Origin of the sequence: Pseudooceanicola marinus (assembly GCF_002786295.1) — a bacterium.
In the GTDB taxonomy this organism is placed as follows: Bacteria; Pseudomonadota; Alphaproteobacteria; order Rhodobacterales; family Rhodobacteraceae; genus Pseudooceanicola; species Pseudooceanicola marinus.
In genome coordinates this window covers 1-9,434 of record NZ_PGTC01000006.1, presented here as the reverse complement: position 1 = coordinate 9,434, position 9,434 = coordinate 1, and the positions used below count along the sequence as shown (strand labels likewise).

The 9,434-nt window shown below is 61.7% G+C and carries 12 protein-coding genes; 8 read left to right on the top strand and 4 right to left on the bottom strand.

Features of this window, described 5'->3' with window-relative positions; genetic code table 11:
* The 7 genes from CVM50_RS00130 to CVM50_RS00105 all read left to right on the top strand — a co-directional run.
* On the top strand, nucleotides 1–810 hold an 810-nt coding region (locus tag CVM50_RS00130; RefSeq protein ID WP_157792097.1), incomplete at its 5' end, for a hypothetical protein.
* Complete coding sequence (locus tag CVM50_RS00125) at nucleotides 807–1,238, top strand: hypothetical protein (protein ID WP_085890244.1); 432 nt, start codon at nucleotides 807–809, stop codon at nucleotides 1,236–1,238. The genes CVM50_RS00130 and CVM50_RS00125, both read left to right, overlap by 4 nt.
* A 10-nt stretch (nucleotides 1,239–1,248) precedes the next feature.
* Nucleotides 1,249–1,527, top strand: a complete 279-nt coding sequence (locus tag CVM50_RS00120) for a hypothetical protein (protein WP_085890245.1) — start codon at nucleotides 1,249–1,251, stop codon at nucleotides 1,525–1,527.
* Nucleotides 1,528–1,596: 69 nt separating this feature from the next.
* A complete protein-coding gene (locus tag CVM50_RS21660) occupies nucleotides 1,597–2,337 on the top strand; it encodes a lysozyme (protein WP_198431825.1) in 741 nt (246 codons plus the stop codon).
* On the top strand, nucleotides 2,334–2,594 hold the full coding sequence (locus CVM50_RS00110) for a hypothetical protein (protein WP_085890246.1): 261 nt from the start codon (nucleotides 2,334–2,336) through the stop codon (nucleotides 2,592–2,594). The genes CVM50_RS21660 and CVM50_RS00110 overlap by 4 nt, the downstream gene beginning before the upstream one ends.
* A 150-nt stretch (nucleotides 2,595–2,744) precedes the next feature.
* Nucleotides 2,745–2,921, top strand: a complete 177-nt coding sequence (locus tag CVM50_RS21205; RefSeq protein WP_157792095.1) for a hypothetical protein — start codon at nucleotides 2,745–2,747, stop codon at nucleotides 2,919–2,921.
* 145 nt (nucleotides 2,922–3,066) lie between these two features.
* The gene (locus CVM50_RS00105; protein ID WP_085890247.1) at nucleotides 3,067–3,873 is read left to right on the top strand and encodes a DNA adenine methylase; all 807 of its coding nucleotides are present in this window, start codon (nucleotides 3,067–3,069) and stop codon (nucleotides 3,871–3,873) included.
* A 430-nt stretch (nucleotides 3,874–4,303) separates the two neighbouring features.
* Here CVM50_RS00105 and CVM50_RS00100 read toward each other — a convergent pair whose 3' ends face one another.
* From CVM50_RS00100 to CVM50_RS00090, 3 genes are all read right to left on the bottom strand, one after another.
* Nucleotides 4,304–6,169, bottom strand: coding sequence for an ATP-dependent nuclease (locus tag CVM50_RS00100; protein ID WP_085890248.1), 1,866 nt, complete (start codon nucleotides 6,167–6,169; stop codon nucleotides 4,304–4,306).
* Between the two features lie 458 nt (nucleotides 6,170–6,627).
* On the bottom strand, nucleotides 6,628–6,957 hold the full coding sequence (locus CVM50_RS00095) for a helix-turn-helix transcriptional regulator (RefSeq protein ID WP_085890249.1): 330 nt from the start codon (nucleotides 6,955–6,957) through the stop codon (nucleotides 6,628–6,630).
* Between the two features lie 11 nt (nucleotides 6,958–6,968).
* A complete protein-coding gene (locus tag CVM50_RS00090; protein WP_085890250.1) occupies nucleotides 6,969–7,220 on the bottom strand; it encodes a type II toxin-antitoxin system RelE family toxin in 252 nt (83 codons plus the stop codon).
* 269 nt (nucleotides 7,221–7,489) lie between these two features.
* Between CVM50_RS00090 and CVM50_RS00085 the strand changes: the two genes are divergently transcribed.
* Entirely contained in the window at nucleotides 7,490–8,695 is a 1,206-nt protein-coding gene (locus CVM50_RS00085; RefSeq protein ID WP_085890251.1) for a DUF6538 domain-containing protein, read from the top strand.
* A 519-nt stretch (nucleotides 8,696–9,214) separates the two neighbouring features.
* Here CVM50_RS00085 and CVM50_RS21880 read toward each other — a convergent pair.
* A partial coding sequence (locus CVM50_RS21880) for a hypothetical protein (RefSeq protein ID WP_085890271.1) occupies nucleotides 9,215–9,434 on the bottom strand: 220 nt, incomplete at its 5' end.

Here is a 9,434-nt window from a genome sequence, read left to right as displayed (position 1 = left end):
GGGGACCAAAAGCTGCGACAGTTCGTCGACGTGACTGCTGTGCCGGACGGCACTCCGATCACGTACTCTTTCGAGGCGCACGTCGACGGGCCTCAGACCGTTGCTGTCCGCCCTTTCAGCGATGGTGCCGGGTTCACGGGTGGGCAGCAAGACTTCGACCTCGACCCCGGTTGGAATGAGCTTTCCATGACAGTGGGTAAGCCCGCTGGTGCCACCGCCGTCTACTTTTCGGTTATGGGTGAGCAGAGCGCGTACAGCTACCACATGGCGGCCGCGAACCTCACGGCTACGCCTATTCGAACGGCGCCGGTCATTACCGAAGGCAGCGCGGTGACCTCTGCCCCGGAGCTCTTCAACTCGGACCTGTCGGGGTTCGACCTGTCGGGCGGCGTCTGGGTGTTTTTCGACGGCGCAATGTACGGAACCAATGAGCCGTTCCCGCCATATTTCACCATCCAATCCGACGTGAACAACCGCCTCACCGTGTTCCAGAATACCGCGAACGGTGTGATCCGCGCTCTACAGACGTCCGCCGGGGCGGGCGAAGGAATAAACGGGCCTGTCGTTCCGCCCGGCGACCCTGCGAAGTTCGCGGTGAGGTTCGAGCCGGATAACATGGCGTTCATTGTCGGCGGCGTAACCGCCGGGACGGTGGCCTCGGTCGGATATCCAGCCGGACTTTCTGATTTTCACCTCGGCGCTCGGGATGCAGGCGGGGCTGGCAAGCCTCTGTCTCTGACCACTGCCAAACTCTGGATCGCTCCCGCCGCGGCCTACACTGTCGCTGACATGGAGGCACTGACCGCATGACCATCACCGCAGCTCTGATCCATATCGCCAATGAGCAATCCCTGATCGCCTGGCTGGCCGCGAACGTCCCCGGCGTCATCGCCGAGGATGGCGCCCGCGTTGCGGGCGGCCTGGCCCGGACGGCCAGCTACCCGAACCCCGGCCAGGCGAATGACGGCCCCGCCGGACTCTATGCCAACCTGACAGCGGCGCAGGTCGCCCAGTGGACCGCGCTCGCGGCCGATCCAGCCCTGGGCATCACGATCCTCGGTCAGATGCCCTACCAGGGCCTCGGCACCGGCGCGGCGCTCTATGCGGCCGTCGAGGCGGACGCAGAAGCCTGGCCGCTCTGGGAGAGTGTCGCCACGATCCCGGCACGCAAGGTCTCGGGCGAGGCGGGGGAAGTTATCCAGATCCCGGCGCGCGTGGCCCGGCCGAGCGTGCAGTGAGGTGGCCGCCATGACCGATGAAGCCCGGCTCGCACGGATCGAGGCCAAGCTCGACAAGATCAGCGACGCGGTGATCGCCATGGCCCGGCTGGAAGAGCAGAACATCACGCTCTTCAAGCGGATGGACCGGTATGAAGATGAGCTGCGCGAACTGATGCGCCAGGTGGCGGCGCTGGAACGGGTCAGCTTCGGGCGCGGGGTCTTCTTCCGCAGCCTGGACAAGCTGATCTGGCTGGCCGTGGGCGGCGGCGCCTCCCTCGGCCTTGCCTGGCTGCAGACGCAGCTCTGACCGCCTCCCGAATCCGACCCCAGGGCCCTGCGCAACGCGCGGGGCCTTTTCTTTTGCAGGAGATCTCCGATGAAACTTCGCCTCGTCTACAACTGGGCCAGCATTCTGCGTTTCGCCTGGTCCGTCTGGCTGACACTGCTGGCGGCCCTTCTGATCGTCGTTTCGGTGGCGCTGATGCTGCTCGATGCCCAGATCCTTGGCCTGCCGGCGCCGGTCTTCGCTGGGCTGGCGGCACTGGCGCAGCTCTTCGCGATCCCGGCGCGGATCATCTTCCAGGAGAAGGTCGAGGCCTTCCTGGCCGATGAAGAGGGCGCGCTGCATTGGCCGCGGACATGGCGAGGCAAGGCCGCCGGCGGCACAGCGGCGGTGATCGCCCTGGCCACCGCCTTCATCGAGCCCTGGGAGGGCACGCGGCTGAAGGCCTACATGGACGTGGCCGGGATCCCGACGATCTGCACCGGCCACACGGACGGCGTGGAACTGGGCGACACGGCGACGCCGGAGGAATGCCGGGAGATGTTCCTGGCCGAGGTGGTCGCCTTCGAGACGCGGATCCGTCCCTGCCTGCCGGGGCAGCTGCCGGATCAGACGCGAGCCGCCTTCGTCTCCGCCGCCTACAATATCGGGGCGAGGGCCTTCTGCGGCTCCTCGATGTCCCGGCGCGCCCAGGCGGGCGACCTGGCCGGGGCCTGCGACGCCCTGCTGATGTGGAACAAGGCCCGGGTGAAGGGCGTGCTGCAGGTGGTGCGCGGCCTCGATCGCCGGCGCGCGGCCGAGCGGACGCTCTGCCTGCAGGGGCTGGCCGGATGATGCGGCTCACGCTGCCCTATATCGCCGGCGGCGCCCTGGTAGCCTTCCTCAGCGCGGCCGGGCTCGCCTGGCACTTCGCGGGCGAAGTCGCCCGCCTGCAGGCCCGGGCGCTGTCCCTCAACACCATGCTGGCCGGCTGCAACGGCCGGCTGGCAGACCTTCACCAGGACAAGGAGCGCGACCATGCGCTGGACAGCATTCCCGATTCCGATCTCGGCCGTTCTGTGCCTGACCGCTGGCGCCTGCCTGCGGAGTGATCCCGTACCGGCCGCGCCGCCGCCCGGGCCTGCCTTCTGCGACGTGGAGGAGATGCGGATCTTCAGCCAGGCCGAGATCGACTGGCGGGCGGCCCATGCCCCCTGGAACCTGCGGCGCGACCTGAAGACCAATGCGACATGGGAGGCCGAATGCCCCGCTACTTCGTGACCATGAGCAATGAGGCCCACGGCTACTACTACCCGCCGCGCGAGGTGCCCTTCGAGGCGCCCGACGCCCGGGCCGCGCGCGAGGCTGCCCAGGACTGGGATCATATCGCCGAGATCCACTCGGTTCGCACGGCCGATCCGGCCGAGTTGGACGACTAGCCCCCGGGCCGGGGGCAGCGGTGCGCAAACACCGCCACCACGCAGCCCAGTTTGTAGACCGGCTGCGCCGACGAGCATATCCAGAATCGCCGCCCGTACTCTCGCGAGAGCCGGGAGGTTTTGACTGGAACTTTTCATGAACACAATGACGAAAGTCGCCGCCGCCGCCCCTGTTGCCCCGTGGCTCGGCGGCAAGAAGGCCCTTCACCGCAAGATCATTGAGCGGATCGAGGCCATCCCCCATGCCACCTATGCCGAGCCCTTTGTGGGCATGGGTGGGGTCTTCCTGCGCCGGTCATGGCGTCCGAAATGCGAGGTGGCGAACGATCTCAACGGCGAGATCACCAATCTCTTCCGCCTCCTGCAGCGGCACTATCCGCAGCTCATGGACGTGATGCGCTTCCAGATCACCTCACGCCGCGAGTTCGAACGGCTGCGCGCCCAGGACCCGGCCGGGCTGACCGACCTGGAGAGGGCCGCCCGCTTCCTCTACCTCCAGCGCCTGGCCTTCGGCGGCAAGCTGGGAGGTGTCTTCGGGGTGGCGAGCGATCGCGGCAGCCGGTTCAGCCTGGCACGACTGGAACCGCTTCTGGAGGCCGCGCATGAGCGGCTGGATGGGGTGGTCTTCGAGAACCTGGACTGGAAGGAGGTCCTGACGCGCTATGACAGCCCGCAGACGCTCTTCTACCTGGACCCGCCTTACTGGGGAGGGGAGGCCGACTACGGTAAGGGGTTGTTCGATCGGGACCAGTTCGCGGAAATGGCGCGGCTGCTGTCGGAGATCCGCGGGGCTTTCATCCTGTCGATCAACGATCGGCCGGAGATCAGGGAGATCTTCGCGGCCTTCGTCCTGGAGCCGGTGCAGCTGAAGTACACGGTCTCGAAAGGTGAGGCCTCGGAGGCGCGAGAGCTGATTATCTCGAACAGGGAGGCTCGGGTTGGGTTGCTCTAGAGTGAGGGGCATGCGCCCATAGGAGGAGGGGATAACGTGAAGGGGCGCGGTGTCCTTCGGGCAGGCTGGTGTCTGGCCATCCATTTGGGTGCCAAGCCGGCGGCAGCTTTTCGCAGAAAGCTAACCTGACCTGACTGAAGGGCCCGATGATGCTATCGGTCGAGGCTGTGTGAAAACTCCAATTTCGAGAATCTGGTGGAAACACTTTCCTCAGTGGCCCGTGTGCGGCGACCCGCGCCAGAACGAAATGCTGCCACAGCTCCTTTGGAAGAACGTCGTTTCGGGGGCGACCATGCCTGACCGAGTTTTCACAAAGCCTCGGCCCATAGCGGTCGTTCGTGTCTCGCGCAGATAATTACCGGTCGAAGCTTGAAGCTGCCCGTCGTCGCAGCCACGGTTCAGCTTTGAGGGCGATCCAAACCGGGCATCCTCATTGCTCTGCCCCATCTTCGGGTTGAATAGGCTCACCACCGGGTTCTTGAACTTCCTCCGGAAACAAGTAGGCAACAATCTCGGTGATCAGGGGTTCCATGAAGGGCATCCGAGCACGGAAATCATGATCTGATTTGTGCGCGAAGTGCCTGGCCATCGGGGCTTTTCCCAGTTGTTGGAATTCCTTCTTTACGAAGATCGCCCAGTCATCGTGCAGATGTTCATCCAAGGTGGTCTCCGCGTTCACGATCTGGTTGTTGAGTTCGTTCGAGATCACACCGGGAACGTTCCTGGCCCTGAGATGCCCGCGGCCGTCGGCCCACGCCCATGCTTCCTTGTCATAGAGGCATTCAAGAACAACTGGCACCCTAAACCCCGCCTGAAGCACGGGAATCAGATGGGGTGGCGTTGGCAGCTTGAAGCACTTCGCCGACTTGATATTCTCGGGGACATCATTCCAATTCTTGAGCGCGGTCTTCGCTTCTGGGTCGAGGTCCAACAGACCCGCAGCCCTGGGTAACTCTTGGTGGTGTTTTGCCTGGCTCCTCCATGATTGGAGCATGTCGATCACGTAGTTGATCCCAGCCCCGACTTTGGTTGCGACATCGATTTCAGCGGCCCTTTCTGCCGCAAACACTCTCAGGGCTTTGTCGATGATGAGCTTGTCGGAGTCGCCCTCGACAAAGATTTTCCGGCGGTTGGCCTGTGTAAGCCGCTCCACTTCGGCTCGGGCTTGTTCCTGGCGCCGCACCCTATCCTCTAACTCCATCACCATGGGTGCGAACAGGGCCGTGGCTCCCATCCGATCATCAAGATCGCCAAGCTCCGTTGCCTGTTTGGTTCCCTCCTCATCCGCCTCTCGGAAGATGTGGTGACAAGAAATCCGGCTTTCGCCCTCGTCCTGCTTGCGGTGCAGATTGTAGAAGACAGGGGAATGAGTAGTCAGGAATATCTGGGAGACTCCATGGTCAATGAACCCCCAGAATTGGTCGGCGAGTTCCACACAACTGGAGAGTTCCAGATTATTTTCCGGCTCTTCGTATCCCCAGATGAACGTGTGAGGCTGGGCCCCCCGTACCTGAAGGCTACGCTTTTTGTCCGCCATGAATTTGAGGATCAGGGGGATATGTCTGGCCTTGATCCCGTCGCCCCGTGCGTCAAGCGAAATGTTCTGGCCTTCGCTCAGAAAATCGAGGCTCTCAAAAATATGGCTAAGGTCCTTGGGGAGTGCCAACCGAGATCGGAAACCGAGAGACACCGTGATATGGTTCGTCAGATCTTGAAGCTGGTGGGATATTGATTGTTCGAAATCCTGGCTTGAGTTGCGGAATTCACGGTCGGCAACCTCGGCAATGATGTCGTAAATGCTGGCTCGCAGTTCCGAGAAGTATTCTAAGTCCTTAATTGCGGGCACATAGACGAAATTGACGTTCCGCAGCAGAGCATGAGCGTTGGACTGTTTCGGGATTTCCACTGTTTCGATATTGGCTCCTCCACGTGGACCGGCCACGCGTCGCCGTCCGGAGTATTCGTCAAAAACCAAGCCCTCAGAACGCCAGCGGCGCTCCCAAACCACGAAGTCGCCGTTCGTGGCCCGATACGACTCGGGAAGCTCGATTTCGAGCTTGATGGAGATTTCCTTGGCCCTGCGGTTTGGTTTATTGAACACGTTATGGTCAATCTCGAAGTCGAGATCATCTGTGGGCATGGTCCGGCCATTGAAGAACAGGTTCAGGGCTCTGAGGACGTTTGACTTTCCTGAGTCATTCTGGCCTACCAGCACGGCCAGTTTGCCCGGTGACAGCGAAAGGTTTCGCACCGAGCGGAAATTTCGAACGTCAATCTTGGTAATATGGAGGCTCATTAATCCTCTGAAAGATCTGAGTATTTGATCTGACCCACGTTGGTCGACACTCGGGCAATGTGCAAGCCTAAGCTGTGCTGCCGTCCAACGCAGAAGATGTTGGATTGGATACCTGCAGTGAACGGCCGACCGCCGCGCGACCTATTGGCGTGGTGTAGCATGGGTCCAATCGCGGATTGGGTCCGCGTCGAGTCCTCCAGACTACTCGACCACAGCCAAGGATCATGACTTCATAAGCTCCACTATTGCTCACAGCAGACATCAGTGCCAAGCGCAGCGAAAACTCGCTCTCCGCCCTGCCTGTCCGCGCCAAGCGCGACGCTGCGTTTAGCATGGATGCCGCGGAAGGGCTGGGGGCGGTCGTTCTCTGCTCCTGGCACAAGTGATCGCTATGGGCTGCTACCATTCCCTATGGCTTTAGGCCATTTACCGTTGGCCAAGGGTACCGTGCGGAAACGTCAGATTAAGTCATCCACCCTGACACCCAGGGCGTCCGCGAGCTTCTTCATGGTCTCGACGTTGCCGCTGCGCTTGCCGGTTTCGATCTGGGTGATCTGGACGCGGTTGAGCTTGGAGGCCTCGGCCAGGGCGGCGGCCGTCATGCCGCGCCAGTCGCGGTACACCCGCACGGGGTTCTCGCCGTCCAGGATCCGGTTCACGTACTCGGCCGGGACGCTTTCGCCGCCGGCTTCCATGGCCCGGTCATAGGCCTGCAGGTCCGACAGATCTTCGGCCGCCTGGCGCAGGCGGTCGTATTCGTCGCGGGGAATGGTCACCATTTCGTTCATCATCGCCTCCTTCAGTCGTAGACCCCGCCACGGGGGCCAATTGCCAGCACGTCCAGGACCTCGCCCTGATCGTTCATGATCACCCGCCAGTCACCGACCCGAAGCCGTATGCCCTCCCGGCCCTTCAGGGCTTTGACGTTGTTGGCCAGCGAAGAGGGTTCCTCGGCGTATTGCTCGATCTTGCCGGTGATCCGTTTCGCGTCGCTCCGGGGCATCTTGCGGAGCACGCGGATGGCTGCTGGCTTGTAAGTGATCGACTTCATGGGAGGTATGTAGCGTCAAAGCTACATTTGATCAAGGGGGAGTAGCGTTGCCGCTACTTCTCCCCGCCTCGGCGCCGCCCGAAACCGTGGGACACATCGCCTGCAACCCGTTGAAATCACGAGGGCGCAGCGGGGACCGGTCTGGGACGCCGTGGCGCTGTTATTGCAGAGCTTTTTCCCATCTTTGCCTGTCCGTGTGGGGGCACCATTTCATCAGCTAACACATTGGTTTTGCTCCAGTTATTCGCAGTAGCTAGGAGCCGTAGACCATGTCGGAGACCATTTCGCCCGCATTCACCTTCGTGAAGGACGGAGTGTTCTACTTTACCCGCCGCATCCCAAAAGAGCTGAGGGACCACTACACAGCGACCCGCATCGCCTATTCCCTTCGCACAAGGTCCCCGAGGATCGCTGAGGCCAGGGCGCGTCGTGCAGCAGATCAACTGGATGAGTATTGGTATCACCTGCGCAGCCAGGTCACCGAACTGCCGGGCAAGCACATGCTGCGCCAGATGAGAGGCAAAGCGGACCGCACGACAGAACCTGCCGCTGTCGTTCCCACTTCGTCATCTGTTCTTTTGTCCGAGGCGGTCGGGATCTACCTGACGCAAAAGGGAAAGGGCAAATCCAAGACCTTCCACAGAGCTGCGGAGCGGGCCTGCGGCTACGTCATAGACGCCTGTGGCGACAAGCCACTCGATGCCTACTCGAAGGCGGATGCGAACGCCTTTCGTGACGCCTTGGTCGCCCGAGGTCTGGCGGGTAGCAGTATGACGCGCGTCTTTGGAACTGTCCGAGCGGTCACCAACTTCGCGGCCAGCGAGATGGGGCTGTCACTCATAAATCCTTTCACTGGGGTCTACTATGACCGGGACGCTGGCGTTTCCGAGCGCAAGCCAGTCGCGGCTGACAGCTTGGCGCAGATACAAAGGCTCTGTGTAGCAGCAGATGATGAGCTGCGGTGGCTGGTCGCGCTGGTCTCTGACACCGGAATGCGCCTTGCGGAGGCGGCTGGGTTGCTGCGTGAGGACCTGACGGTCTCAGCTGATGGCGAGGTCGTGGCTCATGTGCGACCGCATCCGTGGCGGCGTCTCAAGACCAAAGGCAGCCAGCGCGATGTTCCGCTTGAAGGTATGGCGAAATGGGCGGCGCTGCGTATCCTGGAAGAGGGGGGAGACAGCAAGTTTGCCTTCCCTCGCTATAACACTGGGGAGGCGACCAATGCCAACTCTGCCAGCGCCGCGCTGAACAAATGGCTAAAGGAACATGCAGCTGCGGAAACGACCATGCATGGCTTCCGCCACGCCATGCGGGATCGCCTGAGGGCTGTGGAGTGCCCCGCTGACATCGTTGACCAGATCGGCGGTTGGCAGACTGACGGCGTGGGCCACAGCTACGGGTCGGGATACCCGGTGGAGGTGCTGCGCAAGTGGTTGAGGGCGGTCACCAGAGCCGACATGGTCTACGGCTCCTAGCTACTGCGAATAACTGGAGCAAAACCAATGTGTTAGCTGATGAAATGGTGCCCCCACACGGGTTGTATTCCCGTTGCAGGCATCGCGTCAGCTGGTAGCTCCAGCGAAACAAGGGCTATCAGCCGGGGAGTCACCGCGTCAACAGGCACCAGTTGGTCTACGGTTTGGTCTACGGTAGCAGGACCGCAGAGAGGCGCTGTGAGGTGGTTAAACGGTTCAGCTAGGGTTGGCCTAAGCTTCACCGCAGGTGAGCGCCTAGGGCCCTCTACGGCGCAGCTAAGGAGGCCTCTTCCTCAGAGGACGAATAGTGACCCACCCCACCGGGGGAAACGCCGAAGCTCGATACATAAGATCGGGCTCTCAGCTATCTGCCCCATAAACATCTTGGGTATGGGAGGGGGGAGGAAGAGCTTCAGCTTTCACTTACGGGTCCCACTATGGGGAGCTACCTGTAGCTACCTGCTGTAGCTATTGCTTATGCTTGATAGTCCCCCTCCTCCTTCCCTTGAACCTATAGCCTTAGGCTACAAGCTGTAGTGGCTCAGCATGGACCTCAGCTTCATCCGAAGTGTCATCAGCTGTTTCAAGCTGCTCCTTGGTGATGAGGTCTACCACCCCCTCCTGTCCCGTCCTCTTCTTGAAGACCTCCAGCATGACAGCCATAGCTTTGGCTGCTGCTGAGGCTGGGACCAGGACTGCATCATGGATGGGGAGGGCGACGATGCCGTGGCTCTTCAGC

What these genes read in the sequence shown, in the direction of transcription:
- CVM50_RS00085 (WP_085890251.1), top strand. Translation starts at nt 7,490, where the DNA reads ATGTCGGAGACCATTTCGCCCGCATTCACCTTCGTGAAGGACGGAGTG.
- CVM50_RS00090 (WP_085890250.1), bottom strand. Translation starts at nt 7,220, where the DNA reads ATGAAGTCGATCACTTACAAGCCAGCAGCCATCCGCGTGCTCCGCAAG.
- CVM50_RS21205 (WP_157792095.1), top strand. Translation starts at nt 2,745, where the DNA reads ATGCCCCGCTACTTCGTGACCATGAGCAATGAGGCCCACGGCTACTAC.
- CVM50_RS00120 (WP_085890245.1), top strand. Translation starts at nt 1,249, where the DNA reads ATGACCGATGAAGCCCGGCTCGCACGGATCGAGGCCAAGCTCGACAAG.
- CVM50_RS00105 (WP_085890247.1), top strand. Translation starts at nt 3,067, where the DNA reads ATGACGAAAGTCGCCGCCGCCGCCCCTGTTGCCCCGTGGCTCGGCGGC.
- CVM50_RS21660 (WP_198431825.1), top strand. Translation starts at nt 1,597, where the DNA reads ATGAAACTTCGCCTCGTCTACAACTGGGCCAGCATTCTGCGTTTCGCC.
- CVM50_RS00100 (WP_085890248.1), bottom strand. Translation starts at nt 6,169, where the DNA reads ATGAGCCTCCATATTACCAAGATTGACGTTCGAAATTTCCGCTCGGTG.
- CVM50_RS00110 (WP_085890246.1), top strand. Translation starts at nt 2,334, where the DNA reads ATGATGCGGCTCACGCTGCCCTATATCGCCGGCGGCGCCCTGGTAGCC.
- CVM50_RS00125 (WP_085890244.1), top strand. Translation starts at nt 807, where the DNA reads ATGACCATCACCGCAGCTCTGATCCATATCGCCAATGAGCAATCCCTG.
- CVM50_RS00095 (WP_085890249.1), bottom strand. Translation starts at nt 6,957, where the DNA reads ATGAACGAAATGGTGACCATTCCCCGCGACGAATACGACCGCCTGCGC.